Annotated in this window: 29 protein-coding genes; 11 read left to right on the forward strand and 18 right to left on the reverse strand. The window is 60.7% G+C overall.

The window, feature by feature from the left end; translation table 11 throughout:
- Nucleotide 1 precedes the first annotated feature (1 nt).
- From H4W29_RS25135 to H4W29_RS25180, 10 genes are all read left to right on the forward strand, one after another.
- Nucleotides 2-1,099, forward strand: coding sequence for an ABC transporter ATP-binding protein (locus H4W29_RS25135; RefSeq protein ID WP_192731565.1), 1,098 nt, complete (start codon nt 2-4; stop codon nt 1,097-1,099).
- On the forward strand, nt 1,092-2,099 hold the full coding sequence (locus H4W29_RS25140) for an ABC transporter ATP-binding protein (protein ID WP_192731566.1): 1,008 nt from the start codon (nt 1,092-1,094) through the stop codon (nt 2,097-2,099). The genes H4W29_RS25135 and H4W29_RS25140 overlap by 8 nt, the downstream gene beginning before the upstream one ends.
- A gap of 48 nt (nt 2,100-2,147) precedes the next feature.
- A complete protein-coding gene (locus H4W29_RS25145) occupies nt 2,148-3,788 on the forward strand; it encodes a dihydroxyacetone kinase subunit DhaK (protein ID WP_192731567.1) in 1,641 nt (546 codons plus the stop codon).
- Nucleotides 3,785-4,429 (forward strand): dihydroxyacetone kinase subunit DhaL, encoded by a 645-nt coding sequence (dhaL, locus tag H4W29_RS25150; protein ID WP_192731568.1) that lies wholly within the window; start codon nt 3,785-3,787, stop codon nt 4,427-4,429. The genes H4W29_RS25145 and dhaL overlap by 4 nt, the downstream gene beginning before the upstream one ends.
- Nucleotides 4,426-4,824 (forward strand): dihydroxyacetone kinase phosphoryl donor subunit DhaM, encoded by a 399-nt coding sequence (gene dhaM, locus H4W29_RS25155; protein WP_192731569.1) that lies wholly within the window; start codon nt 4,426-4,428, stop codon nt 4,822-4,824. Before dhaL ends, dhaM begins: the two co-directional genes overlap by 4 nt.
- Nucleotides 4,824-5,168, forward strand: a complete 345-nt coding sequence (locus tag H4W29_RS25160; RefSeq protein ID WP_192731570.1) for an HPr family phosphocarrier protein — start codon at nt 4,824-4,826, stop codon at nt 5,166-5,168. The genes dhaM and H4W29_RS25160 overlap by 1 nt, the downstream gene beginning before the upstream one ends.
- Nucleotides 5,152-6,732 carry a putative PEP-binding protein gene (locus tag H4W29_RS25165; RefSeq protein ID WP_192731571.1) on the forward strand — a complete coding sequence of 527 codons (1,581 nt, stop codon included), beginning with the start codon at nt 5,152-5,154 and terminating at the stop codon, nt 6,730-6,732. Before H4W29_RS25160 ends, H4W29_RS25165 begins: the two co-directional genes overlap by 17 nt.
- 1 nt (nt 6,733) lies before the next feature.
- Nucleotides 6,734-7,144, forward strand: a complete 411-nt coding sequence (locus tag H4W29_RS25170; RefSeq protein ID WP_192731572.1) for a hypothetical protein — start codon at nt 6,734-6,736, stop codon at nt 7,142-7,144.
- A gap of 60 nt (nt 7,145-7,204) precedes the next feature.
- On the forward strand, nt 7,205-8,197 hold the full coding sequence (locus H4W29_RS25175) for a dihydroxyacetone kinase subunit DhaK (RefSeq protein ID WP_192731573.1): 993 nt from the start codon (nt 7,205-7,207) through the stop codon (nt 8,195-8,197).
- Between the two features lie 67 nt (nt 8,198-8,264).
- Nucleotides 8,265-8,672: a hypothetical protein gene (locus H4W29_RS25180; protein ID WP_192731574.1), complete on the forward strand. Its 408-nt coding sequence runs from the start codon at nt 8,265-8,267 to the stop codon at nt 8,670-8,672.
- On the opposite strand, the gene H4W29_RS25185 is transcribed toward H4W29_RS25180, so the two are convergent.
- The 13 genes from H4W29_RS25185 to H4W29_RS25245 form a co-directional block, all read right to left on the reverse strand.
- Nucleotides 8,642-8,839 carry a hypothetical protein gene (locus H4W29_RS25185; RefSeq protein WP_192731575.1) on the reverse strand — a complete coding sequence of 66 codons (198 nt, stop codon included), beginning with the start codon at nt 8,837-8,839 and terminating at the stop codon, nt 8,642-8,644. The two genes, H4W29_RS25180 and H4W29_RS25185, sit on opposite strands and share 31 nt — an antisense overlap.
- Nucleotides 8,840-9,076: 237 nt before the next feature.
- On the reverse strand, nt 9,077-10,441 hold the full coding sequence (locus H4W29_RS25190; RefSeq protein ID WP_192731576.1) for an amidase: 1,365 nt from the start codon (nt 10,439-10,441) through the stop codon (nt 9,077-9,079).
- On the reverse strand, nt 10,438-11,676 hold the full coding sequence (locus H4W29_RS25195) for an ABC transporter substrate-binding protein (RefSeq protein WP_192731577.1): 1,239 nt from the start codon (nt 11,674-11,676) through the stop codon (nt 10,438-10,440). The genes H4W29_RS25190 and H4W29_RS25195 overlap by 4 nt, the downstream gene beginning before the upstream one ends.
- A 16-nt stretch (nt 11,677-11,692) precedes the next feature.
- Nucleotides 11,693-12,757: a CobW family GTP-binding protein gene (locus H4W29_RS25200; RefSeq protein WP_192731578.1), complete on the reverse strand. Its 1,065-nt coding sequence runs from the start codon at nt 12,755-12,757 to the stop codon at nt 11,693-11,695.
- Nucleotides 12,747-13,079 (reverse strand): hypothetical protein, encoded by a 333-nt coding sequence (locus tag H4W29_RS25205; protein ID WP_192731579.1) that lies wholly within the window; start codon nt 13,077-13,079, stop codon nt 12,747-12,749. Before H4W29_RS25205 ends, H4W29_RS25200 begins: the two co-directional genes overlap by 11 nt.
- 51 nt (nt 13,080-13,130) lie before the next feature.
- Complete coding sequence (locus tag H4W29_RS25210; protein ID WP_192731580.1) at nt 13,131-14,012, reverse strand: polysaccharide deacetylase family protein; 882 nt, start codon at nt 14,010-14,012, stop codon at nt 13,131-13,133.
- A 28-nt stretch (nt 14,013-14,040) separates the two neighbouring features.
- Nucleotides 14,041-15,147, reverse strand: a complete 1,107-nt coding sequence (locus tag H4W29_RS25215; protein ID WP_192731581.1) for an ABC transporter ATP-binding protein — start codon at nt 15,145-15,147, stop codon at nt 14,041-14,043.
- A gap of 77 nt (nt 15,148-15,224) precedes the next feature.
- Entirely contained in the window at nt 15,225-16,457 is a 1,233-nt protein-coding gene (locus H4W29_RS25220) for an ABC transporter substrate-binding protein (RefSeq protein WP_183726439.1), read from the reverse strand.
- A gap of 98 nt (nt 16,458-16,555) precedes the next feature.
- A complete protein-coding gene (locus tag H4W29_RS25225) occupies nt 16,556-17,323 on the reverse strand; it encodes an SDR family NAD(P)-dependent oxidoreductase (RefSeq protein ID WP_192731582.1) in 768 nt (255 codons plus the stop codon).
- Nucleotides 17,324-17,336: 13 nt separating this feature from the next.
- Nucleotides 17,337-18,077, reverse strand: a complete 741-nt coding sequence (locus H4W29_RS25230) for an SDR family NAD(P)-dependent oxidoreductase (RefSeq protein WP_192732783.1) — start codon at nt 18,075-18,077, stop codon at nt 17,337-17,339.
- On the reverse strand, nt 18,077-18,922 hold the full coding sequence (locus H4W29_RS25235; RefSeq protein ID WP_192731583.1) for an ABC transporter permease: 846 nt from the start codon (nt 18,920-18,922) through the stop codon (nt 18,077-18,079). Before H4W29_RS25235 ends, H4W29_RS25230 begins: the two co-directional genes overlap by 1 nt.
- 2 nt (nt 18,923-18,924) lie before the next feature.
- Nucleotides 18,925-19,824, reverse strand: coding sequence for an ABC transporter permease (locus tag H4W29_RS25240; protein WP_192731584.1), 900 nt, complete (start codon nt 19,822-19,824; stop codon nt 18,925-18,927).
- A gap of 48 nt (nt 19,825-19,872) precedes the next feature.
- Nucleotides 19,873-20,946: an ABC transporter ATP-binding protein gene (locus H4W29_RS25245; RefSeq protein WP_192731585.1), complete on the reverse strand. Its 1,074-nt coding sequence runs from the start codon at nt 20,944-20,946 to the stop codon at nt 19,873-19,875.
- A 507-nt stretch (nt 20,947-21,453) separates the two neighbouring features.
- Between H4W29_RS25245 and H4W29_RS25250 the strand changes: the two genes are divergently transcribed.
- Entirely contained in the window at nt 21,454-22,464 is a 1,011-nt protein-coding gene (locus H4W29_RS25250; RefSeq protein WP_192731586.1) for a GntR family transcriptional regulator, read from the forward strand.
- Nucleotides 22,465-22,538: 74 nt separating this feature from the next.
- Here H4W29_RS25250 and H4W29_RS25255 read toward each other — a convergent pair whose 3' ends face one another.
- Genes H4W29_RS25255 through H4W29_RS25275 form a run of 5 tightly spaced genes read right to left on the reverse strand, consistent with a single transcriptional unit; the run spans nt 22,539 to nt 26,792 of the window.
- Entirely contained in the window at nt 22,539-23,510 is a 972-nt protein-coding gene (locus tag H4W29_RS25255) for a 5-oxoprolinase subunit C family protein (RefSeq protein ID WP_192731587.1), read from the reverse strand.
- Nucleotides 23,500-24,375, reverse strand: coding sequence for a 5-oxoprolinase subunit B family protein (locus H4W29_RS25260; protein WP_192731588.1), 876 nt, complete (start codon nt 24,373-24,375; stop codon nt 23,500-23,502). The genes H4W29_RS25255 and H4W29_RS25260 overlap by 11 nt, the downstream gene beginning before the upstream one ends.
- On the reverse strand, nt 24,375-25,760 hold the full coding sequence (locus tag H4W29_RS25265) for an acetyl-CoA carboxylase biotin carboxylase subunit (RefSeq protein ID WP_192731589.1): 1,386 nt from the start codon (nt 25,758-25,760) through the stop codon (nt 24,375-24,377). Before H4W29_RS25265 ends, H4W29_RS25260 begins: the two co-directional genes overlap by 1 nt.
- Nucleotides 25,757-25,999, reverse strand: a complete 243-nt coding sequence (locus H4W29_RS25270) for an acetyl-CoA carboxylase (RefSeq protein WP_183800363.1) — start codon at nt 25,997-25,999, stop codon at nt 25,757-25,759. The genes H4W29_RS25265 and H4W29_RS25270 overlap by 4 nt, the downstream gene beginning before the upstream one ends.
- On the reverse strand, nt 25,986-26,792 hold the full coding sequence (locus tag H4W29_RS25275; protein ID WP_183800366.1) for a 5-oxoprolinase subunit PxpA: 807 nt from the start codon (nt 26,790-26,792) through the stop codon (nt 25,986-25,988). Before H4W29_RS25275 ends, H4W29_RS25270 begins: the two co-directional genes overlap by 14 nt.
- Between the last annotated feature and the right edge of the window lie 186 nt (nt 26,793-26,978).

Below are 26,978 nucleotides of genomic sequence, written 5' to 3' on the forward strand. Positions count from 1 at the left end.
CATGGCGGACATCAGAATAGAAAATCTCCGCAAGCAATTCGGTGGTTTCGTCGCCGTTGAGGATTCGAACTTCACCATCCATGACGGCGAGTTCCTCGCACTGCTCGGTCCGTCCGGCTGTGGCAAGACGACGACGCTCCGCATGATCGCCGGGCTTGAGCTGCCGACCAGCGGCAAGATTTACCTTGACGGCGAAGACGTCACCTTCAACCGCGCCAGTGCCCGGGACATCGCGTTCGTCTTTCAGCTTTTTGCGCTCTATCCGCATATGAACGTGCGCAAGAACATCGGCTTCCCGCTGCTTTCGCAAGGCATGTCGAAGGCTGAAATTCGAAAGCGTGTCGAGGAGACCGCGCGGCTGCTCCAGATTGATCACATCCTGAACCGCTCTGTCTCCGGTCTTGCCGGCGGCGATCGCCAGCGCGTCGCCCTCGGCCGTGCGATCGTGCGTCGTCCGAAGTGCTTTCTGATGGATGAACCGCTTGGCACACTCGATGCGGAATTCCGCGAAGTGATGGTCCATGAGCTGCGTGAACTGCATAACCGCATTCATGCCACGACGGTCTATGTGACGCATGATCAGCACGAGGCCATGGCAATGGCAGACAAGATCGCCGTGATGAACCACGGCGTCATCGAGCAATTCGGCACGCCGCAGGAAATCTACAGCAAGCCGGCCACCATGTATGTCGCCGATTTCATCGGGTCGCCGCCGATGAACTTCATGCGCTTCACCTCCGGCCTCCAGAGCGGGGCACGATCCGTCTCGCTTGACGGCGTCGATGTCAGCATTCCCGAGGTGCACCAGGACCTGGCCGAAGCCGAATTGGCACTTGGCGTCAGGCCGGAACATATACGCTTCAGCGATAGCTCTCCCTTGCGGGGAGCGGTCTACGGCAGCGAATATCTCGGAACCAATCAGGTCGTGGCAATCGAGACATCGAGCGGCGTTATCAAAGCTCGCGTTCCCGCAAACCGCAACTTCCGCATCGGTGAGACGGTGGGCCTCGAGTTCAATCCTGCCAAGCTTGCGCTGTTCGACTGCAAGTCGGGCCGCGCCGTTGCCTCGGCGCTCTACTCGGAGGTTGAACATGGCTGATGTTGTTCTCAAGGATCTGAGCAAGCATTTCGGCGATACGCAGGCTCTGGCTGATCTGGACCTCTCGATCCGTGACGGTGAGTTTGTCGTCCTGCTTGGGCCAACGGGCGCCGGCAAGACGACCACACTGCGCCTTATTGCCGGCCTGGAGCGCCCTGACAGCGGACGCATCGAAATCGGCGGCCGCAACGTCGCGGGCGAAGCTCCGGCCGACAGGGATGTTGCTTTCGTCTTCCAGCAATATTCGCTCTATCCGCACATGACGGTCTACGACAATCTCGCTTTTCCGCTGCGTGCGCCCGTGCGCAAGCTCACAACCGAAGAGGTTGACCGCCGCGTCAGAGACATTGCGCGCATGGTCAGGATCGACCACAAGCTGGAGAGCCGGTCGACACGTCTGTCGGGCGGCGAAATGCAGCGCGTTGCGATCGGCAGGGCGCTGGTGCGTCGTCCCGCGATCTATCTCATGGACGAGCCGCTCTCTTCGCTCGACGCAAAGCTGCGTGCGGAGCTTCGTCTGGAACTGAAGCGCATCCAGAAGGAGCTCGGTTCGACCCTGCTCTATGTCACCCATGACCAGGTCGAAGCCATGACGATGGCGGATAGGATCGGCATCGTAGCCGAAGGACGGCTGCTGCAGGTCGGAACGCCCCGCGAAATCTACGGCAATCCGGCCAGTCTTCATGTTGCGGCACGTCTTGGCCAGCCGCACATCAACCTCTTGCCAACCGATCTTCTTGCCGGCGCCAATCCGCCCCCCGGAACCAAGACGATCGGCGCGCGAACCGAGCATCTCGATATCATCCTCGATCAGGACGCCGACGCCAAAATAGACTGGATCGAACATCTGGGCGACCAGAACCATCTGCACATCAGAGTGCGCGACCACAAGCTCGTCACGCTTGCCGATCCATATCTTGCAATTCGGCCGGGCGATCGAATCCGCCTGACACTGCGCGATCCGCTCTATTTCGATGCCAGCGGCCAGCGCCTCGGGTGAAAACAGAACGAAACGGACAATAGTGGCATAAACGACGGGTCTCACTCCATGAAACACTTCTTTAATCGCCGGGAAACCATCGTCACCGAAGCCCTGGATGGTCTGCTCCTCACGAGCAGCCCCGCCCGGCTGGCCCGGCTGGACACCTTTCCCGATATCAAGGTGATCCTCCGTGCGGACTGGGATAAATCCAGGGTCGCAATCATCTCCGGTGGTGGTGCCGGGCACGAGCCCTCGCATGCAGGCTTCGTCGGCAAGGGCATGCTCACAGCAGCAGTATCGGGCGAAATTTTTGCCTCGCCGAGCGTCGATGCGGTACTCACGGCAATCCGCGCCGTAACCGGTCCCAAGGGCGTCCTGCTTATCGTCAAGAACTATACGGGCGATCGCCTCAATTTTGGTCTCGCCGCCGAAAAGGCACGTGCAGAGGGTTTCGACGTTGAGATGGTCATTGTTGCCGACGATATCGCGATCCCCGGCATCATCCAGCCCCGCGGCGTTGCCGGTACACTATTCGTGCACAAGATCGCCGGCTATCATGCCGAGGCCGGCGCCGGGCTCAAGACGGTTGCGGGCCTGGCGACCGCAGCAGCGGGCAGTATCGTTTCGCTCGGCATGTCGCTCTCAACCTGCAGCGTACCGGGCCAAACGCATGAGGATCGACTGGGCGCCAATGAAGGCGAACTCGGTCTCGGCATTCACGGCGAGCCCGGGGTCGAGCGTATTTCCCTGCAGCCGATTGCCGATCTGGTCGCGACGATGACCGACCGGCTGGCGGCAAAGCTCGATGGTGCAGCAGATCATGCGCTGCTGATCAACAACCTCGGCGCCGTACCGCCACTCGAAATGGGTGTCATCGCCAATGCTGTACTGTCGTCACCTATCGCCAACCGTGTTCGGTTGATCATTGGGCCGGCACCGATGATGACCGCTCTCAACATGAACGGCTTTTCCCTGTCGCTCATCCGACTGGACGCCAACCGCGAAGCCGCCTTGAGGGCCACCGTCGAGCCCCATGCCTGGCCGCCTGTGACCGAACGGCACGAGATCGCTGTCCTCCCTGCACCTGCGCGTTCGTTGGCGCAGAGCGAAGCAGCACCGGCCAGCGACGATAAGGACAATCGTCGTCTCCTGACCGCACTTTGCGAGCATCTGATTTCCCTCGAAGAAGAGCTGAATCGCTTGGACGGCCGCGTCGGTGACGGTGATACCGGTTCTACGGTCGCGACGGGTGCCCGCAGCATTCTTTCCCGCATGGACACGCTGCCGCTGAAGGATCCTGCCGCAACCATGGCCTCGATCGGCGAGATCCTGAGCACAAGCATGGGCGGCTCCAGCGGCGTGCTGCTATCGATCTTCTTCACCGCCGCATCCAAGGCTATGGCCGAAAAAAAAGATATCGCTGCAGCCCTGCTTGCCGGACTGAATCGAATGACGTTCTATGGAGGCGCAGGCATCGGCGACCGCACAATGGTCGACGCGCTGGCTCCGGCGCTCGCGGCCCTCTCATCGGGGGGTGTCGCAGCCGCGGCAGGAGCGGCAACGGCGGGTGCTCAGTCGACGGCCGCAATGCGACAAGCAAAGGCCGGACGTGCCTCCTACGTTGGCGAAAGGGATCTTGAAGGCGTGCCCGATCCCGGTGCTGTCGCCGTGGCAGGCGTGTTCGAGGTAGTGGCGGCGCTCGTATGAGTTCTGGCCACGGGAGGGTTTCGGGTGTGCTTGCAGAACCGGTTCTTCTCATGGGATTGATCGAGACTTGCCGTGCGACGATCGCGGCAAACAGCGAGCACCTGTGTGCGCTGGATCGCGCCATTGGTGACGGCGATCATGGAACGAACATGCGACGCGGCTGCGAAGCGGTGAGCGCCGAAGACGCCTCCGTTTCAGCCCTTCCCTTGCCTGACGCGCTTGAGAAAATTGGGCTGACACTCGTGATGAACATCGGCGGTGCGGCAGGCCCGCTTTACGGAACGCTTCTCATGGAGATGGGTCGCGAGCTCCGTGCCCCGGGCGAGAAGAGAGATTTTCCTTCGGCACTGAAACAGGCGATCAATGCCGTCGCGCGCCGTGGCCGCTCGCATGTCGGAGACAAGACGCTTCTCGATGTTCTCTATCCTGTTCAGGACGCGCTCGCACATCGATTGCCTTTGACAGACATTGCACGTCAGGCCGAACTTGCTGCCGAGCTGACTGCTGCGATGAGAGCCATGCGCGGGCGCGCTTCCTATCTCGGCGATCGGTCGATCGGTCATGTCGATCCGGGCGCCTCAAGTTGTGCGCTCCTGACAGCCGCGATCTGCCGTTATCTTGAGGAGTCTGCCCCGGCATGAATGAGAAGACGCCAAACGTTGGGATTGTCATCGTTTCCCACTCGCCGCTAATCGCGCGTGGGACTGCCGACATGGTGCGGCAGATGGTCGGCGACAGCGTGCCGCTTGCCTGGTCCGGCGGCAACCGCCAGGGCGATCTTGGCACCGATGCCGGCGGCATTCTCGAGGCCATCGAGGCGGCCTGGTCGGAAGCGGGCGTCGCCGTCTTCGTCGACCTTGGTGGGGCCGAGACAAACAGCGAAATGGCAATCGAGATGCTCGGTCTGCCGCGATCGAAAAAGGTATCGATCTGCAACGCCCCTGTCGTTGAGGGAGCCGTCGTCGCGGCGGCCGAGGCCTCTGGCGGCGCTCCGCTAAGCAGGGTGGTTGCAACCGCAGAGGAGCTGTCACCCTGATGAGCGGCGGATTGCGCATAGGAGGCCGGGAGACCGAGCAGGTGCATGCCAGTTGTGAGACCGAGGTCGAGGTCAAGCACGGCGTGGGACTGCACGCCCGGCCTTCAGTCACGTTCACGCGGCTGGCAAAATCGTTCCCCTGCTCTATTGAGGTCGCGGTCAATGGCAGCGACATCTGGCTGAACGGCAAGAGCATTATCAAAATCATGGGTGCGAGGATCCGCAAGGGTTCGGTCATCAGGATCCGCGCCGATGGAATCCTCGCTGAAGAAGCGATCCGTGCATTGAAGGACCTCGTCGAGCGCAACTTCGATGAGGAAAAGAGGCATGGCCGCACCGCTTAGATTAAAAGCCACAAGCGCATCGCCAGGCGTTGCAACCGGGCCGGCCTATATAGCCGCACCGCTGACCGCCGCCGCGTCACCGCCATCAGGCCTTTCTGGACATGCCGAACTCGACGACGCGATCAAGACAGCCATCCGCGAGTTGCAGGACCTTGCGACCGGAACAGATCCCGAGAGCAGCGATATCATCGAGTTTCAGATCGAAGTCCTCCAGGATCCGACTTTGACGGAGATGGCTGGCGCGCGGATCGATGCGGGCGAGAACGTCGCATTCGCATGGGTCGGGACACTCGACGCATACATCGGTGAACTGGAATGCTCGGAAGAGGACCAGATGCGGGCGCGCGCCGTCGACATCCTCGACATCAAGAATCGCGTCCTGTCGGTCCTCACGGGAACGTCGCTCGACGACTTTCCGGCCGGATCCATCTATGTCGGAAGGGACATGGAACCCAGCCGCTTCCTCGCTCATGACTGGTCGGCAGGCGGCGGTATCGCTCTTTATGCCGGCAGCGCCGTCGGTCATGTCGCCCTGCTTGCCAAATCCCGGTCTATTCCGATGGTCATCGGTGCCGGCCAGTTCACGACAGATCGGGGACAGCATATCGGGGTTGATGGCGATGCAGGCGTCGTGGTCCTTCAGACAGCTGACGAGAACACAATGCCGGCCCAGTTCGACCATCCTGCAACAGGCACGGCACCGGAAGCCGACAACGGCAGTCTGCGCACGGCCGACGGCTCGCAGGTACTGTTGTCCATCAACGTCAACGCTCCCGATGAAGTCGATTCGATTCTTGCCGCAACAACCGCCGGCATCGGGCTGATGCGCTCGGAATTCGCGGTGACTTCACTTGGTGATGCCGCAAACGAAGAAAAGCAATTCGCGATCTACCGCCGGCTCCTGGGGTGGGCGGATGGCCGAGCGGTAACGATCCGTATGTTGGATATCGGCGGCGACAAGCCACTCTCCGGCCTCACCGAAGCGCCTTCCTTGCGCGGCGTCCGCCTTCTCCTTGCCCGGCCGGAAATTGCGCGTGTCCAAGCCCGCGCACTCCTGCGCGCAGCCGTCTTCAGCAATCTCCGCGTCATGCTGCCGATGGTGACGTTTCCATCTGATGTCGACGATATCAGGCAAATCTATCGCGAAGAAGCCAGTGAGCTCGCGCGCCGGGGCGTGCCGCACCGCATACCACCGATCGGAATGATGGTAGAGGTTCCGGCTGCGGCGCTCATGCTCGACCGGTTCGAAAGCGCGGACTTCTTTTCGTTCGGTACAAACGACCTTGCGCAATACCTCATCGCTTCGGCACGTGAGGATGCCGACTTCGCTCTCTATCAGGACCGCGCAGTGCCGGCCGTGCTGCGCCTGCTGTCGCAGGCCGTGAAGCTTGCCGGCGGCAAACCAGTCAGCATCTGCGGTGACATGGCCGGCGATCCAGCCCGAACCGCAGATCTTCTTGCCGCTGGCATATGTCATTTTTCCGTGGCGCCAGCTCGACTTCCCGCGATAAGATCGGCAATCGTCGGTCTGAATGCCGATGGGACAAAGGCAGCCGGAGAATAATATGGCGCGCGAAGAGACCGAAGACGCCATTATCGCCTACAAGTCCATCCTGGCGCAAATCATCGACAACCGACCGTCGGGAACGCGTCAGCGGCTGGCTACGGAACTGGGCAAACATCGCAGCTTCGTCACGCAGATCACAAGTCCAGCCTACGCGACACCGCTTCCTGCCCGGCACCTCGCGACGATCTTCCGGGTATGTCATTTCAGCGGTGCCGAACAGGAGCGTTTTCTGCACGCTTACCAGGCCGCCCATCCTGGTAAACTGCCGGAGCTTGGCGCCTCGGAAAAGCTGCGGCACCTTTCGCTGATGGTCCCTGATTTCGGTGACGAGCGACGCAACCGGCTGCTGGAGGAAGCAATCGCGGATCTTGTGCTGAAGATTGCCGCGCTTTCCGGACCGCCCGAATGAACTGGGGCATTGCACACGGGGCAACAAGACTAAGATGATCGTCGCCTTGGGAGGGGCTTGATGAAGAAATTCATGAACACGGCGGAAACCATGGTCGCTGAAAGCACAGAAGGCTTCGTGCGCGCCCATGAGGAATTCGTTGCGTTCGGCATCGACCGCAAATGCATACGCCGGCGCCACCTGGTTCCAGGCAAGGTCGCGATCATCTCCGGCGGCGGCGCAGGTCACGAGCCGATGCATATCGGCTTTGTCGGTCGCGGCATGCTCGATGCTGCCTGTGTCGGGCATATTTTCACGTCACCCACGCCAAGCCAGATCGTCAGCGCGATCGAGGAAACAGACACGGGCGCCGGTTGCCTGCTGATCGTGAAGAACTACGACGGCGACGTGATGAACTTCGAAATGGCGGCAGAGATGGCGGCCGGCCGACACAGAATCGAGATCGTTCTTGCCTGCGACGACATCGAAACGGTCAGAGCCGGCGACGGTCGTGGGCGGCGTGGCGTTGCCGGTACGCTGATCACAGAAAGGCTTCTTGGCGCTGCGGCCGAGCAGGGCGCGCCGCTCGCGGCACTGAAAGCCTTCGGCGACAGCCTTTCGCCGCGCATTCGCTCGATGGGCGTCGCCCTGACTGGTGTAGCGGTACCGCACACGCAGCGCACAACGTTCACGCTCGGATCGAACGAGATTGAAATGGGCGTCGGCATTCACGGTGAGCCCGGCCACTCAAGAGAACCCTTCGCGAACGCTGACACGATCGTCAGGCGTCTAAGCGAGACAATCGTCAACGACATCCGGCAGACCACGGGCACGGGATTGTTACTGGTGAACGGACTCGGCGGCACGCCACCCGCCGAACTCTATCTCGCCTACAAAATCGCTCGCGACTTCATGGTTAACCATGGCTTACGGATTGAGCGCTCACTTGTTGGCGCCTATGCCACCTCGCTCGACATGCAGGGGCTTTCCGTCACGCTCGCCTTCCTCAGCGAGGAAGAGATTTCTCTGTGGGACTCGCCGGTTGCAACCGCCGCGTTGCGCTGGGGCTGCTAGGTTCCTACAAGACTGCAGAAGCAGCCCGCCGTATCCGTCCAAGACAAATCCATATCAATCTTCTGCAATGCGTGCGACACCGCAGGTGAACGACGCGGCGATGCTGTTCTTTATCGAACACTACCAGCCACTTTCTGTAACGCGGCTGGACACAGAGACAACGCTCGAGCAACTCCCGAGCGTTCGGCGAGGAATTTATGTCCTGCTGCCGGGCGATCTGCTCCAGTGCTTATGCTTTGTTCGCCGTGTGCATGTCCCTGAGGAACCGCCACCGTCCGGGAGGCCGGCACCTGAAGCCGGCAAGCGCTCGTTTCTCCTCAGCGATTCAGACAAGAAGAGCCTGGCTGACGAAATCGAGCATTTGTGGACGAGACACATCATGGTCACCTATGGGTTGAAGACCGAGATCACGATATCCCTAGCCGCGCTCGAGGCATTTCTCTGTCAGCCTGGAACGAACGCAATCAAGCACTGATTGTCTTTTTTTCCAACCAAGCTAACAGGCCTGACTTCTTCGCCGCCATCAATGGACAGAACCACCAGCAATTCCTGATTTTCAAAGGATTCAAGCTCCTTTATCAGTGCTCCTACTGTCTTGCCTCTCTCTGTCCAGTTTCTCTTTTTATTTTCATCAATTTCCATTTAATCACCTATGTGGTTGAGATTCTCATCGTAAGTCCCAAGCCCATTTTCTTTGGTTCCCAAATTTTTCACCGATGTCTAACTAACGCCGCGAGATCAAAAGGTATCCGCGGCTCTGGCCAAATTGGAGCCGCTTGATTAAACGCGAGCGAGGCTTCCATGAACACGTCTAACCAAATTCGTCTGAAAGCAAGCTCGGTCCGACTCACGGTTTCAAGATATCGTTGCTGGGTCGATCTACCCAGCAACGATATCTTCCAAGGCCATTGCCATGGCCAATAGGTACTCGTCCCGGCCCCGCGGAGCCGATAGCAGCAATCCCACCGGCATGCCGGCCTCTCCAGTGCCGCAAGGTAGCGACACCCCGCACCAATCGAGGAAATTGCCGATCAAGGTATTGCGCAGCGTTTTGGAGTTGATGCTGACGAACAGCTCGTCATCCGCTTCCAGCGGAGCAAGCGCCGGTGCGACATGGGCGACCGTGGGGTAGGCGACGAGCTCGTTCGGTCCGATCATGCCAGCGGTGTCTTCAATCAATCGTTCTCGTGCCTTCAGGATCTCAAGATAGCCGACCAGTGTGATTTTTTCGCCCAGGCGGGTGCGAGCGACGACCCGCCGATCCATGCGCTCAGCCTCGGGGCCTGCCAGGCGGCGATGATGAACGGCAAAGGCTTCAGCGGTCACGAGCGGCCCGTGCTCCGCCATCACCTGAAACAGCCTGTCGAAAGCTGGAAAAGCGGCATGCCGCACCTTGGCACCGGCGGCCGTCAGCCGGGCGAGCCCTGCCTGAAATGCCTCGGCCACACCGTCCTCGACATCGTCCATGACGATGTTGGTCGGCACGACGATCGACAGGCTATCGAGGCTTGCGCGCATGACATCAGGCGCCGCACGGCCACGCATCGCCGCATCGACCCAGACGGCGTCCTGGACGCTTCGGCAAAGAGGCCCGAGCGAATCGAGGCTGGTCGCCAGGGGAAAGACCCCGGCCATGCTGTAGCGGCCACGGCTTGCCTTATATCCGACGAGCCCGTTAAATGCCGACGGTATGCGTACCGAGCCGCCCGTATCCGTGCCGATCGAAACCGGCACGAGACCTGCCGCGACGGCAACAGCAGAACCGGAAGACGAACCGCCAGGAATCCGTGCGACATCGGAGGCCAAAGGATTGTGCGGCGTGCCGTAATGGGGGTTGAGGCCAAGGCCGGAAAAAGCAAACTCGCTCATATTGACGCGACCGACAGCAATCATGCCGGCCGCTTTCAGCGCCTTGACCACTTCGGCATCATCCTGCGCAGGCTCGGCATTCGCAAGCACGATCGACCCAGCCGTGGTCGGCAGGCCGGCAATAGCAAACAGGTCCTTCCAGGCGACGGGAATGCCTTCCAGCAGCCCGCGCGAACGCCCTTCCCGCAGTCGCCGCGACGAAGCAGCCGCCTCCTCCTTCGCACGCGTCTCCAGCAGCCGGGTAAAGATCGCTTGATCCTTATGGGCGCGGATCGCATCCAGGCTCTCCTCGACCAACGCAACTGGATCGAGGCTGCCGGACTGAATCAGCACCGACAATTGCGCGATCGATTTGCCGAGATGTCCCTGTGTCATTGACCCTGCTCTCCCCGTCCGCCCACCAGCTGCATCCATCGGCGCACCAAATAATTGTGCTCGTCCATTGTCGTGTTCCAAACCGCAATGCAATTGGCGCGCTGCCAGTACGAGCCGCCGCTGCGCAGAGAGCCGGCTTTTATCCTGATCTGCCCGTCCGGACCCGGCAGGTCTTCGGCAGCAGCAGCGCCCTCGTACCAGTAGTCCCATTCGCCCGGCGTCATGAACTGGCGCGAGCGCTGCGGCGTGGAAATATAGTATCCCTGTCGCGCGACGACGGCACCTGGCCATCCCGATACCCACCAATTCAGATAGTCGTAGGCGACATCGAGGAGACGACCGTTCAAATGTTTCGAAAGGCACAGGCCGCCATGCCAGGCGCGATAGCCTTCGGCAGGCACGGCCTGCTCGACTGGCACACCCTTCGAATTCAGGATGCCGATGCCGGGCGACCACATGCTCTGGACGCTGGTCTCGCCGGCAATCATCAGCCGCGCCGCATCCTCGGCAGTTTTCCAGAAATCTCTGAAGAAGCCGGCCTTCTTGCGCTCCTCCAGGAGATCGATCAGCTGATCGATCTCCTGAATGGACAAGTTGCCGATGTTGTCGAACGACATGAGACCGGCAGCTTGCGCTGCCAGCGCCGCATCGAAGATGCCGATGGCAGGCTCGTCCACCAGCGCCACTCTGCCCGCCCATCGCTCGTCGAAGAGCGCACTCCAGGAATGCATGCCGACACCATTCGGTGCCAGATCGGTCCGATAAGCGAAACTATCGAAATTATGCGTCGTCGGTAGCATCGAGATGAAGCGCGACGGCGTATCGCCGAGAGCGAGATTGGGCTGAACGAACAGCTTGCGCGCCGGCACGTCGCCAAGTCCCATTCGGGGGTTGGGGCCGATGTGACCGGTCTTTGTTAGATCGTTGACCTCATCCCATAAAACGATGCGCTGGGTGTCCACCGGTTGGATCGCGCGCCAGTGCCAGACGATATCGAGATTGTGGAAGCATTGATCGTAGATATCGTAGGTGTCCGGTTCGCGGGCCGCCTTGTACTGCGTCGTCAGGAAGTCGTTGTTGTCGAACGTCACATCGATACCCAGATCGTCCTGCGCTCGCAGGCGCAGTTCCTCCAGCAATGAGATCGCAGTGCCAAGCACGCGCAGGCGCGGCCGCCCCGCCAGATGCAAAGCCGGAGCGGACAGAGTTTTTGCGATGGATCGATGCTTGTTCATAGATGGACCGGTTGTCTCATTGCGCCGCGGCGATCGGGTAAGATGCAGCGGACCGGATCTGCGGCATCCGCGCCGGTGTGAAAGCTTCGAAGGAGCGTTTCAATAGAGCTCCGTCGAGCCCGTCAAGAATGAAGACCAGACGCGAGGTGTGATCCTCCGAAGGCCATCCATCCATATGCACCGGCGTATGAACCAGATGCTGGACGCCGTGAACGGCAACGGGGCGCTCCTCGCCGCTGAGATTGAGTATGCCCTTCACGCGCAGTATCCGCTCCCCATGCCGATTGAGCAGCATGGTCAGCCAGAGCCCGAAAGCCGTCCAGTCGACAGGCCTGTCGATACTGAGCGAAATCGAAGAAATGGCGGCCTGATGCGGCGCACCGTCCGAAGAGACGAGCTCCGCCGGCTCCTCGCAGTAAAAGCCGCTTTGCGACAGGCTGCTGCTGGGCGAGACGCTGCTCTGGACGGCAACCAGCGAGGAGAGATCGAGATCCGGATCGGCGGCCATCAGGATCGGGGCGTCGGGATTGAGTGTGCGAAGACGAGTCTGAAGGGCCGCTCCCTCGCAACCTGCTTCAAGATCGGTCTTAGTGACGATCAACCGATCCGCGACAGCCGCCTGCCTGTTGGATTCTATGTAGGTGTCGAGCTGGCGCAGCCCATTCACCGCGTCGATTGTCGTGATCACGTTGCCGGCGCAGAAGTGATGCCTGAGCACGGGATCGGCCTTGATGGTCGACAGAACCGGGAAGGGATCGGCAAGACCCGTGCTTTCGATGATGACGCGCCGGAATGGTGGCAACAGCCCACGTTCGCGGCGGGAATAAAGCTCCTTGAGTGCGGCGGCGAGTTCGCCGCGCACCGTGCAGCAGACGCATCCGGAGCGCAGCAGCACCATCTCGCCATCGACACTTCCGACGAGATCGTGATCAAGCCCGATCTCTCCGAACTCGTTGATGAGCACTGCCGTATCGGCAAAGGTCGGATCCACCAGGATGCGCTTGAGCAGCGTCGTCTTGCCGGAGCCGAGGAAGCCCGTCAGCAGATTAATCGGCAGAAAGCCGCTGGCCTCAATCGACATGCCGCGCCTCCATCCTGGCGATGAAAGCAACGTCGAGCGGATCGCAGGACCGGCCGACAAGCCTTTCGGCCGCTGGCCAGAGATGACCGAGATCCTCGATGATCTCGCTCCTGCCCGTTCGCGTCGACAATACGAAAGACGCGCCCTGCCAGTCGGTGAGCACAAGGCCAAAGCCCGAGAGCATCTCGTTGGCGGCGCGCACGCGCTCGGCACGCTCGCGCCGCCTGTCGGGGCTGGCATGATTGCGCGTGAACACACCCGGTCGTGCCGCGGCATCTGTCCAGTGCTCATTGCCGCCGAGCACGCCGCATAGTGAACACATGGCGATCCGCCTCCTTCAGAATTGATGCTCTCGGTCTTTCAAACTAGCCGGCTATTTCTTTCGCGGAAAGCGGGTGGCGAAATCGTCGGCGATCTCATTCATCGTGACAAACTTCACGCCGGGATGCTTGATCATATGCGCGTAGAGACGCTCCAGCATCATCAGCACCTGCGGCCGGCCGGCGACGTCGGGATGGATGGTGATCGGGAAGACGGCGTAGTCCATTTCGCGATAGACCCAGTCGAACTGATCGCGCCACATCTGCTCGATGTGATGCGGATTGACGAAGCCATGGCTGTTTGGGGATTTCTTGATGAACATCATCGGCGGCAGATCGTCGAGGTACCAGGATGCCGGAATCTCGATCAGATCGGTTTCCTTGCCGCGCTTCAGCGGCACCATCCATTCCGAGGGCTTGCGCGAATAGTCGATCTTCGTCCAGGTGTCGCCGACGCGCACATAGTAGGGCGTGAAATCATTATGCATCAGCGAGTGATCATACTTGATGCCGCGCTCCAAAAGCAGTTCGTTGGTCACATTGGAGAATTCCCACCACGGCGCGACGTAGCCGGTCGGGCGCTTGCCGGAAAGCCTGGTCACCAGTTCGATGCACTTGTCGAGGATTTCGGTCTCCTGCTCGCGCGTCATGGCGATCGGATTTTCGTGGCTGTAGCCATGGATGCCGATTTCATGGCCGGCATCGGCCACAGCCTGCATCTGCTCCGGAAAGGTCTCGATCGAGTGGCCCGGAATGAACCACGTCGTCTTGATGCCGAAGCGTTCAAAGAGCTTCACCAGCCGCGGGCTGCCGACCTCACCGGCAAAGAGCCCTCTTGAAATATCATCGGGCGAATCCTCCCCACCGTAAGAGCCGAGCCAGCCGGCCACGGCATCGACGTCGACGCCAAAACTACACAGGATTTCCTTTGCCATGGGATGATCTCCTTCAATCGCGGTTTCTCTAATAGTGAGCTGGAATGACGGTCGCGTCGGCCGGATCCCAGGTAAGCATGACCGGGGCGCCTATCGGAAAGGCGCCGGGCCGATATTTGTCGACATGTGCTTCCAGGGTCAGACCGCGGCCGTCGGGCAGGCTGATGCCGATCTGCGAGATATGGCCGACAACGTCGAAACGCTCGATGTGCGCGCCGACCACATTGCCGCCAAAGGCTCCGACGAGATTTTCGCGCGCCGAGCCGCCTGCCGCATGAACCTCGATCGCCTCCGAAGGGATGACGATGTTGACCTTGCTGGAGAGGCCGCCATTGGCGCAGCCCGACAGCGTGCCGAACGACGTCGAGACGAACGTGCTGTCGGCCTCGGTGCCTGCAACCTCGCCCTCGAAGATGGCGTTGCGGCCGATGAACTGCGCCACGAACGGCGTGTTCGGGCGCGTATAAAGCTGATGCGGCGGGCTGATCTGCTCCACCCTACCCTGGTTCATGACGACGATGCGGTCGGACAGCGCCAGCGCTTCCGATTGGGCATGCGTGACGAACACGAAAGTTACTCCGAGCTTCTTCTGCAGCAATTTGAGTTCGTTCTGGATCGCCTTGCGCAGATTGGCGTCAAGGGCGCCCAGCGGCTCGTCAAGAAGCAGCACATCCGGTTCGACCACAAGGCCGCGGGCAAGAGCGATGCGCTGACGCTGACCGCCGGAGAGTTTGTCGGGCTTGCGCTCGGCGATATCCTCCAGCCCCAGGGTGGCGAGGATACGATCGACCCGCGCGTCACGCTCGGCCTTCGCCATGCCCTTGACCTCAAGACCATATCCGACATTCCGTCGCACAGTCATATGCGGAAACAGGGCATAGTTCTGGAAGATCATCGATGTCGGCCGCTTCTGCGGCCGCACATCGTTCATGCGCTCGCCCTTGATCATCATGTCGCCGGAGGAAATGCTTTCGAAGCCGGCGATCATGCGGAGTGTCGTGGTCTTGCCGCAGCCCGACGGCCCGAGGAAGGCGATGAATTCGCCTTTCTTGATCGAAAGATTGAAGTCTATGACGGCGGGCGTGCCGTTGTCATAGACCTTGCCGACATTGATGAGTTCCAAATCATACATCATGAGAGATCTCCGAGCCTGGCCGGGGAGGCGGACATCGCCCCCCGCAGAGCTGAGAATGGATGGCTGACGCCGCCACATTACGCGTTGAGGAATTCATCCCACTTCTGGACGAGATGGTCGTATTCGTCCGGCCATTGATGCCAGTAGGCGACATTCTTGGCGCGCTCCGCTAATGAGCCGCCATCGCGCAGATCGCCTTCCTTGATGCCGCGCTCGGCAGCGCCGACCCACGGCTTGCCCTCGTACCAGAAGGCATATTTGTCCGGTGCCATGACCTTCTGGATGTTGGTGGACGGCGAATAATAGCCCTGTTCGGACACGGTAATGCCGGGCTCACCGGACAGCCAATAATCGGCATAGGCGATTACGGCTTCCTTGTTCGGCGTGCCTGCGATCATCGACGGACCAATCGCCCAACCGCGATAGCCTTCCTTCGGCACGGCATATTTGCATGCCTTGCCTTGGGCCTTGACCGCCATGACAGCCGGCTGCCAGGCGTCGCAGACAACCATCTCGCCGGATGCCATCAGATTGACCAGCTCGCCGAAATCACCCCACAGGGCGCGGAACTGCCCGTCCTTTTTCTTGGAGACGAGGAACTTCGCCGCTTCGTCGATTTCGGCCGTGTTCGGATTGCCGGGATTCTTGACGTTCAGAAGGCCAAGCGTATTCATCGCCATGATGGCCTGGCCGAAGGCGATCAGGGGGTCGGTGTTGAGGCCCGATTTTCCCTTCCACTTCGGATCGAAGATCGCCGACCAGGTGTTGGCTTCCTCGGCGGAGAGAACGTCCGGATTGTAGCCGATAGAATCGTAATTATAGACAGCAGGCACCATGTTCAGCGTCGTCTTGGCGTCATCGGCCCAGATCTGACCGACGATCTGCTGCTTCGGCTCCCACTTGTCCGAGGGCGTGGTGAAGGTATCGCGGATATTGGCCCAGTTCTTCAAGGAGGCGGCCGGTACCGGCTCGACATTGTCGGTCATGACGATCGAGGGCAGACGTTCGCCGATGATCTCCCAGCAATCGTAATCCTTGGAACCGGAAAGGATCTTGGTCTGCGCGTCCGGAAAAGTCGCCGCTGTGCCGGAGGTCTGCCCGACGCCGCTCACCTTGCGGAAGTCGTCGAGGATACGCTCCTGGACGGTGACCGAAAGGCCGATGGTGCGCAGTTGCTCCTTGGCAAGGTTGGCAGCCTGCGCGTAGGCCGCCCGTGACGACAGGAAGGGCGTGCCGCCCCCGATCGCGAGCGCCATCACGCCAGCGGAATGCTTCAACAGAGAGCGTCTGTTCATTTCCATTTTGGACATTTCATGTTCTCCAGTGCTGATTGCTGTTCCCTCAGCCCTTTGTGGGCCTGCTTCATTGCCATATCGCCTCTGCCCGGCCCTCGCCGGGGCGGTGGCGATCAGTACCGCCCCACGAGGAGGCCACCATCCACGACCAGAACCTGGCCGGTCATGTATCTCGCGCCGTTCGAGGCGAGGAATGCGATCACGTCGGCGATATCGTCGGGCTCGCCGAGCCTGCCCAAGGGGATGAATTCGGCCGCCTTTTCCGCTCCTGCGGGGCCAAGCGAATTCTCTTCCGAAAGAAGCTGAGCCGTGCGGATGTAGCCCGGCGCAATGCCGTTAACCCTGATGCCGTCCTTCGCCAGCTCGACGGCAAGCCCGCGCACCAGGCCGACGACACCGGATTTCGCCGCCGAATAATGGACATGCTCGTCCCATCCATAGGCCACGCCCATGATCGATGAGAGGGCGACGATGCTACCGGATCTGCGGGCGCGCATGCCTGGTACGGCGGCACGCACCAGCCTGAAGATGCCCTTCAGGTCGATGTCCATCGTCAGGTCCCACTTGTCGTCGGTGAGCTTGTCGAGGGGTGTCCTGTGTGCGATGCCGGCATTGGCGACGATGATGTCGATCTTGCCGAAGCGCGCCTCGACATTGGCGACGAGCCGGTTCGCCGCCTCGGTCGAGCGCACGTCGTAAAGGTGGAACTCGGCCGAACCGCCGGCCGTGAGAATGGCGCGAACGGTCTCCTCGCCCTCCTTTTCGAGGATGTCGGTGACGACGACATGGTCGCCGAGCGCAGCAAAAGCCTTGGCTGCCGCCTGGCCGATGCCAATGCCCGCGCCCGTGACGATGACGACCCGCTTGCTTAAACTGTCCATCTGCTTTTCTCCTTCAAAGCATCACGTCGCCGGAATTCGGCCCGAGCGTCTGGCCGACAAAAAGGCTCGCTGCCGGCGACGCCAGGAACGCCACGGTCGCGGCCACCTCTTCGGGTTCGCCGAACCGGCCGAGCGGCAGTTCGCGCTTCTTGCGTTCGCGCCACTCTTCGGAAAGAGCGCTTACGAGCGGCGTGTTGATCGGCCCGGGCGCTACGGCATTGACGCGAACCCCGCGGCCCGAGACCTCGCGAGCGAGCGCCTTGGTCATGCCGATGATGGCGGCCTTGGCGCCAGAATAGTGAACGAGCTCGACACCGCCGATCTGCCCGAGCTGGGAGGCGACATTGATGATGACGCCCTCCCCTCGGGCCAGCATCGAGGGCATGACCGCCTTGGTCATCAAGAAGGTGCCGCGCACATGCACCGCAAACATGCGGTCGAAATCCTCAAGCTCGAGATCCTCGAACGCCGCCTGATGCGCGATGCCGGCATTGTTCACGAGAAGGGCAACGTCGCCGTGCGACGCCTTGGCGGCGGCATGGATAGCCGCCACGTGCACGGGCTGCGCAACGTCGCCGGCGATCGCGGTCGCCGCGCCGCCCGCCTTGATGATTTCGGAGGCAACCGCCTGGGCACGGTCCCCCGAGAGGTCGTTGACCAGAACCGCATAACCGTCGGCGGCAAGGCGAACCGCAATGGCGCGGCCGATACCGGAGCCGGCACCGGTGACGATGGCAGAAACCTTCTGCGTCATCATGCGTCCTCCTGGATGCTGACGCGCTTGGCGCGCCGCACCGACAGACCCATCAGGATCGCGTAGGTGCCGAGGAGCGCGAAGGAAAAGAGCGTGGTCAGGACGCCGAAGGCAAAGACGTTCGGATGCACCTCGACGGAGAAGGTGCCGTAGATTGCGAGCGGCAACGTCAGCTCGCGACCGGACGCAAACAGGGTGCGTGAAAACTCGTCATAAGACAGCGTGAAGGCAAAGAGCATGGCCGAGAGCACGCCCGGGAAGATCAGCGGGAACGTGATCTTGCGGAAGGTGCGCGCCGGCGTGACGCCGAGCGACCAGGATGCTTCCTCCATGCTCGGATCGAACCGATTGAAGATGGCGAGCATGACCAGGAAGGCGAAGGGGAAGGTGTAGACGACATGCAGGACGAAGGCCGTGCTCCACCAATGACGGTCGATGCCGAAGGTGTTGGCGACAAGAGCCATGCCGAGGCCGACGAGCACGCCCGGCACCATCATGCCAAGAACGATCAGATAGAAGGCCGCGCCCGAGCCGCGGAACCTGCGGCGAAAGGCCTGCGCAGACATGACGCCGAGCACGGTCGAGACGATCATGGTCATCAGGGCCAGCGAAAGCGAGCGGATCAGCGCCTGGTCGATCGGAAGGGGCGCGATGCGTGAGGGCGGCGTCAGACCGAAGAGATGCCGGTACCAATAGGTCGACCATTCGATGATCGGGAATTGCGGACCACCCTCCGGTCCGGTCTGGAACGACAGAATCGCCAGAACGACGAGCGGTCCGTAGAGGAAGATCAAGAAGAGGGTCGTATAGACGCCCAGGCCGAGCTTGATGCCGCCAGCATTCATGATCAGAGCTCCTTTCTGAGGTCGACGACCTTGAGCAGGGCTGCGACGACCGCGCCCATGATGATCGTCAGGACGACACCGGCAACCGCCGCAAAGGCCCATTTCAGCGAGCCGACCTGGGTGACGATGATATTGCCGAGCAGATTGACCTTGCGTCCGGACAGAGCGGCGGAGGTTGCGAATTCGCCGAGAACCATGACGGAAACGAAGATCGCACCGACCACCACGCCCGGCATGGAAAGCGGCAGGATGATGGTGCGGAAGATGCGCCAGAAGCTCGCCCCGAGATCCTGGGCCGCCTCGATGATCGAGGCGTCGATGCGGCCCATCATGAAGGCAATCGGCCCCACCATGAAGACGCAGTAGATCTGCGTCATGCCGATGATGACGGACAGTTCCGAAAACAGCAGCACTTCTATCGGCTGCTGCACGATGCCGAGCTTCATCAAGATCATGTTGATGGCGCCTTCGGTGCCGAGCATCGGCCGCCAGGCGAGAACCCGGATCAGGAAGGACGTCCAGAACGGGATGACACAGAGCACGAGAAGCACGGTCTGCAACGTCTTGTTCTTGATGAGGAGCCCGACGAAGAGCGCCGCCGGATAGCCGACGACGAGCGTCGATACCAGCACGAGCAGCCAGATGCGGATCGTCGTCCAGAGCGCCCCGAGATAGGTGGGGCTCGTCAGGAAGGTGACCCAGCTCTGCAGGGTCAGCGTCGGTTCGATCTTGAAGGTCGTCTGCGTCCAGAAGGAAACATAGACCATCATCAGGATCGGCAGGACGAGGAAGGCGACCATCCAGATCATGCCCGGCGCCAGGAGCCAGAGCGTCTTGTTCGATTTCCGGCGCACGGTCGGGCTGTCCTGTACCGCTTCCTCGCTTGTCGCAACCATGGTCATCTCTCGCTCTCCTTGGAGGGGCCGGGGGAAGATTTCGAGGGGCTCGTATCAACCGAAAACAAGGGCATCTTCCTTCTTCCAGACGAGAGCGTAGCGGCGCTTTTCGACAAAGGCGGGCGGACGGGCGTGGCTCAGATGGGATTCGACCTCGAAGACGTGGCCGCCATCGAGCGCAAAGAAGGAATTGACCGCCGCTCCGGAATATTCGCTGGCGATGAAATCGGCCTCGACGCGTACTTCGTCATCCGAAAGCGCCGCATCGCTAGGGCGGATTGAAACGCGATCGTAGCGGATCGCATAGGCTGGCTGCGGCGCCTTCCTGCGCGATCCATTCAAGGGAAAGCGGCCGGCCGGCCCGACGAAAACATCCTTGACGACATCGCCCGCAAAGAGGTTGTAGCAATTGAGGAAGCGGGCAACCGCGGCAGTGGCTGGGCGATTATAGACGACATCGGAAGCAGCGGCCTGCGCGATGCGTCCGCGATCAAGGACAAGCACCAGATCCCCCATCGCCAAGGCCTCGGATTCGCTGCCAGTGACATGGAGGAACGTCACGCCGCAGCGCTCGCGGATGATCTTGAGCTCGCTTCGCATACGGCCGCGCAGATTGGCATCGAGCGCGCCGAGCGGCTCGTCCAGCAACACCATCTTCGGCTCGGTCACCAGTGTACGCGCCAAGGCGACGCGCTGGCGCTGGCCACCGGAAATCTGCGTGACCGCACGATCGTCAAACCCCTTGAGGCCGACCAGCGACAGCATATCCTGAACTCTTTTTGCCAAGGCGCGGGCATCCGTCACCGGATCGACCTTGCGGTTGCGAAGGCCGAATGCGACGTTTTCGGCAACGGAAAGATGCGGGAACAGAGCGAAGTTCTGAAAGACGAAGCCGATGCCGCGATCATGCGGCTCCACACCATCAAGCCGTTTGCCGTGAAAGAGGATCGAACCGGCATCCGGCTCCTCGAAGCCGGAAATAACGCGCAGCAGCGTCGTCTTGCCAGAGCCGCTTGGCCCGAGCAGCGAGATATAAGCGTTGTCGGGCAAAGAGAAATCCACCCTGTCCAGCGCGGCTGAGGCGCCATAGGACTTGGTGACTTGGCTGAGCTGAAGAACGGTCGACACCGATTTCCTACCAGTTTCAAGGCAAGGACCATCCTTCAGGCAAAGCACCGCCATCGCCAGGATCGCATCGATCCGGACACCAGACGTCGGTCTGCACTCGCGCATGATCACATGCGCGTCAAAGAGATGTTCCTTGGCGTTTCAAAGAGTTCCACCTATGGCGCTTCTGACGAGTGCCTTGATGTTAAGAGCATTACATAAATGATTTTTGTATTCAATAGACTTTTTTTCGAAACGCAGATCTTTAGTTCGATAGATACCCTCGCGAGAAGCGAGAAAAGAGAGAAAGCTGCAGCCATTGCGCAAATTTGGCAAAAAACCACTTATGGCGGGCACTATCGGAGGAAGTGCACCGCGCCAAGGTCACTTGCGAACATTCAGCGCTGCCAATAAAAGTCGCAGACAAAAACATCTTTTGTATTCAAAGTTCATTTATTTTTGCGCTATGTTGGCGCAGCGAAACGCGTAAGAGTGAGGCATCAGAACGACGTGAGTCCATTGCATCAGATGACCGAAGACCGTGCGCGCCCCAATGCGCAAAAGCGATACGAGATCGCCGAGGATGTTCTGCGCAGCAACATTGAAGATAACACGCTGCCGCAAGGCGTGGTGCTGCTCGAAGGTCCGATCGCCGACATCTTGCAGATTTCGCGTGCGCCCGTACAGCGGGCGCTGCAGACGCTGGAAAGCGAAGGCTTGGTACATCGCTTCGACGGACGCGGCTATCTCGTCGGCCCCGCCGGCCGGGGCATCGAGCCGAACCGCACCGATATCAAGACGCTCGGCCTGACCATTCCGCGCCATGCCGACGAGGCGTTGCAGAGCCGCTCCTCCTGGGAGCGCATCTACAATACCGTCGAGGCAGATGTCGCCGGCTGCGTCGTCTTCGGCCAGTATCGTATTATCGAGATCGAACTTGCCGACCACTTCAATGTCAGCCGTACCGTCGTGCGTGACGTGCTGACCCGGCTGCGAGAACGCGGTCTCGTGCGCAAGAACCAGTCGTCCCATTGGATCGCCGGTCCGCTGACGGCGCAGATGATCAAGGATCACTACGGCCTGCGCGGCACGTTGGAGCCGCAGGCCCTGGTTGCTGGCGCCAGCTGGGTCGACCGGGAACGGCTGAACGACCTTTTCCTGCGCCTCTGCGATCTCGAGCGGCGCGAAGCGGCCGATCATCTTGCCGCGCAGGAAACCATCCATGCAGACTTCATCGATATCTGCGTCCTCGCGACGCCGAACGAGCGACTGAGGGAATCCATCCGCAACAACCTGCTGCCGGTGACGGCGACGGAACGATTGCTGCGGCGGCTTGGTCTGCCCGGCGATCCTGCCATCATCACCGAGCTGCGCCTGATCGTGGAACTGCTGCTGCGGGGCGCCGTGAAGGCGGCTGCAGCGATGATGGAGAGCCATCTCGAAGCTTCCGTCAACCGGACGATCGCGCAAATGAAGATCGTCGCCATTATCCCCGGCCCCGGTGTGACAGCCGCCTATTTGACCCGCGTTCTCGAGTGAGGCGCGGGCGATCGCGACCCTTTTCCATCGGCTTGGGAAGCCAGAGTTCGGGACGGCGATCATCCAATGATCCCCTAAGCCAAGGCCGCGCGAAGACGCGCAGCCAACGCCTGCCGATCCGCCCGAGCCGCCAGCGCCTGATCCATCGTGACCTCAATGAACTGCGTCGGCGTATGCGGCTGTAATTGCGCGATCAGATCCATATCGGCCGAGATCACTGTTCCCAGCATGAAATAACCGCCGCCGGAAACGGCATCGCGATGCAGAATGATCGGCTCCGTCCCGCCCGGCACCTGGATCGAACCATAGGGATAGCAGCTGTCGACGATATTGGAGGGGTCCGAGCCCGCGCCGAAAGGCTGCTTGCGCTCGACGAATTCGAGCTTGCGGCCGCCGCGGAAACGATAGCCCATGCGATCGGCCTCCGGCGCTACCTTCCACTGGTCAGCAAAGAAGTTGCGCTTTGTCTCTTCCGTCAACCGGTCCCAATAGAGCCCCGGCAAGACCCTGAGCTCAGCCGGTGCGCCGGGTTTGCGACGGAGCTCTTCGGCAACGGATCGGCCCGCGCCTGCCATCGAACCGAAACCGACGGGAAGCTCATCCCCAGCAGCGATGGCCCTGCCGTTAAGACCACCGAGGGCGCCGATCACATAGGTCGATCGGCTGCCTAACGCTTCGGGAACGTCGATGCCCCCCGATACGGCAATGTAAATCCGCGCCCCGGATTTCAGAAAGTCAAAGCTTACGGTCTGCCCTGCCCTGACCCTGAGCGCGGTCCATCCCGGCTGCAGCTCATTATCGATCCTGACAGGCATGTCGGCGCCGGTGACGGCAATCAGAGCATCGTCGAGAAATTCGAGCTTCGGTCCCATGAAGACAGCCTCAAGCCCGGCGGCACCCTCATCATTGCCGACGAGAAGATTTGCTGCCCGCATGGCATAGCGATCCATGGCGCCGCCGACGGGGATGCCGAGATGGAAGTAGCCGGGCCGTCCGAGGTCCTGAATAGTGGTGGAAAGGCCGTGATGAAGAACCTTAATGGCCATACAAAGCGCCCTCCAGCTTGGCGTTGTAGCCGTCGATATCGGCCTGGTATTGCCTGAGGTCGAAACTGACCTCACGGATCGGCGGGGCGAAGCGCCCCTTGTCGACATCCTCGACCGCCTGGTCATAGCCGTCGCGATCGATCGGCCGGAATTTCACGATGTCGCCGGGGCGGAAGAAGACCATGAAATCGCGCAGATAGCTCGTCGATTGCGTGGGATCGAAGATCGGCATCGGCGTAATGCCGAACATCTGATAGCCGCCTGCCCCACGTACCGAATAGATGCAGCCGAAGCAGCCGCCATGGCCGACCGTCAACCGCGGCGTATCGGTGCGCGGGCGCAGATATTTCGGCACCTCGATCTGCCGCTGCCGCTCGACCATCTGGTACATGAACGGCAGGCCGGCGACGAAGCCGACCATGGAGACGAACCATGGCGATCCTGCATGGGCCGATATGAAATCCTGCACCGCTCCATAACCGTTGACCCGGGCGGCGTAGTCCAGATCGGTGCCCGTGGGCTCCTGGTGCCGCTCGCGAAAACGCATCAGCGTCTCATGCGTCCACGGATCGTTGTAGAAGACTGGAATTTCGACGATACGGGTCGTAATGACAGGCTCTGCCTTTTCGGCCGCTCCCTCGATTGCCCTGACCTCGCGTAAGAGGTCGTCCGGCTTGATCCGATCCGGATCGAATTTGATCTGGAAGGAAGCGTTGGCGGGGCAGACTTCAGTGACGCCCCGAATGGCGCTCTCGCGCACGCCCCTGGCCATCGACAGGCTCTTGAAGAAAGCTTCGAGGGACATCTCGTCGCTGCATTCGACGAAGAGATGTTCGTCACCTCCGAATGTAAAGCGAGCAGGCATCAGGCAACCTCCGCTGATATGCCGTCAACCGCGGAAAAATCGGTCTCCAGCCAGGATTCGAGAAAGCGCGTATGGAATGTGCCCTTGCGCACCGATGGATCGCGAGCGAGCGCAAGGTGCAAAGGGATCGTCGTCGGCAAGCCCTCGATCGTCAGCTTGGAAAGGGCGGCAGCCAGCCTGTCGAGGCAGGCATTGCGATCCTCGGCCCAGACGATGAGCTTGCCGAGTAGGGAATCGTAGAAGGGCGGCACGGTATAACCAGCATAAAGCATCGTATCGAAACGGATGCCGTCACCTTCTGGAATGGAAAGCCGTGTTACGATGCCTGGCGCCGGCAGAAAGCCCTTGGCCGGGTCCTCGGCATTGATCCGGCACTCGATGGCATGACCATGCACCCGAATATCGGACTGCGACAGCGACAGGGGAGCGCCGCCTGCCACCTTGAACATTTCCTGCACCAGATCGATGCCGGTAATCATCTCCGTCACCGGGTGTTCGACCTGGATGCGGGTATTCACTTCAATGAAAAAGAACTGCCTGCTGTCCTCATCGTAGAGATATTCAACCGTGCCTGCCCCGCGATAACCGACTTCGGCGGCAAGCGCCACGGCGCTGGCGCAGAGGCTCTGCCGCACGTCATCGGGCAGCAGGAAGGCTTGCGCTTCCTCCCAGACCTTCTGACGGCGACGCTGCAGCGAGCACTCACGCTCGAAACAATGTACGAAGTTCTGCCCGTCGCCGAAAATCTGCACCTCGATATGGCGGGCGCGGGTGATGACCTTCTCCATGTAAAGGCCGCCATCGCCGAAAGCAGCGGCCGCCTCCGCCGAGGCGAGCGGAAACTGCTCCCTGAGTTCGGCCAGCGACCGAACGATGCGGATGCCGCGTCCGCCGCCGCCGGCAGCGGCCTTGATCATGACCGGAAAACCGGTACGCCCGGCGATCGCCTCGGCAGCCCCGATATCGGCCACACGGCCGTCGCTTCCCGGCACGGTCGGCACGCCGGCACGAGCCGCAATCGCCCGCGCCGCCACCTTATCACCCAGCAATCGGATAGCTTCGCCGCTCGGCCCGATGAAGATCATGCCCGCGGCCTCGACGGCATCGGCAAAGTCTCCGTTTTCAGACAGAAACCCATATCCCGGGTGAACGGCATCCACGCCCGCCGAACGCGCCGCCGATATGATGGCTTCAATGTTCAGATAGGATTTCTTCGGAGCCGGCGAGCCGATATTGATCGCCTCGTCGGCCAGCTTCACCGCGAGCATATCGACATCCGCGGCGCTATGGACCTGCACGGTGCGAATGCCGAGCGCCTTGGCAGCCTTTATGATCCTGACGGCGATCTCGCCGCGATTGGCAACCAGGACCGAACGGATCGTCATGGATCCACCTCCGCGATGATCTGGCCAGCCATGACAGGCTCTTCGTTGTCGACGAGGAAGGTGATGTTCTTGCCGTCGAGTCCGGCCGGAATCTGTTGAAAGGTTTTCATGACCTCAATGAGGCCGATCGTATCGCCTGCAGCCACGGTATCGCCCTCGGACTTGAAAGGCGGTGTGTCAGGGGAGGAGGCCCTGTAGAAGGTTCCCGGAAGGGGTGATCTGATCTCAAGCCTGCTCATGGGACCTCCGCGCGGCGTCACTGTCCAAAATCTGTGAAACGGGTGCAATTCTTATGCCCTCGGCAACCAGGGCCTCGCGCATGTGGCGCACGATATCGAGCGCACCCAAAGTATCGGAATGAAAGCAGATGGAATCGAAGGCGATCGGAATATCAGCACCATTGACGGTGCGCACGACGCCTTCGGTGCAGGCCCTGATCACCTTGCGAGCGATCGCCTTGGGATCGGGACGACCCGCATCCCTGGTAAAGACGATCCAGCCCGTATCGCCGTAGTCACGATCGGCATAGAACTCGCGCACGATGGGCTGGCCGGCCTCCTGCGCGGCGAGGCAAGTCGCCGAACCGTCCATGCAGAAGACGAACGTGTTCGGCGCCGCCGTGCGCATATATTGTATGAATATCTGCGACAGATCCGTGTTCGCCGCCAGCTCCATATAGAGGGCGCCGTGCGGCTTCACGTGTTGGACGGGCACGCCATGGCGCCTGGCGAATTCCCGCAGCGCACCGACCTGATAGATCAGATCGTTGATGATCTCGCGGCTGGTGCCGTTGATCTTGCGCCGTCCAAAACCCTGCAGATCGTTGTAGCCGGGATGAGCGCCGACGCCGACGCCGTGAGCGGCCGCCATCCGCACAGTCTCATCCATCAGATTGGGATCGCCGGCATGAAAGCCGGTCGCGATATTGGCCGAACTGATAAGCGAGATGAGCTCCTCGTCATGCGCGTCACCAATCCGCCACCGGCCGAAGGCCTCCCCCATGTCGCAGTTGATGTCGACAGCTTCCTTCATGCATGTCCTCAGATATATGCGTCCGGTCAGGAGCAGTGCACAAACGCTAGAGAGAACGGCATCCCTTGAAAAATACAATTTTCAAAGCATCATTATCTGATAAATTGATATCGCCGCTCAAAATGGCGTCAGAAACTATGCATAATTATCAATATGATAGAGATGTTGCGCAAATTTTTGTCGAAA

Source organism: Rhizobium viscosum (assembly GCF_014873945.1).
Lineage (GTDB): Bacteria > Pseudomonadota > Alphaproteobacteria > Rhizobiales > Rhizobiaceae > Rhizobium > Rhizobium viscosum.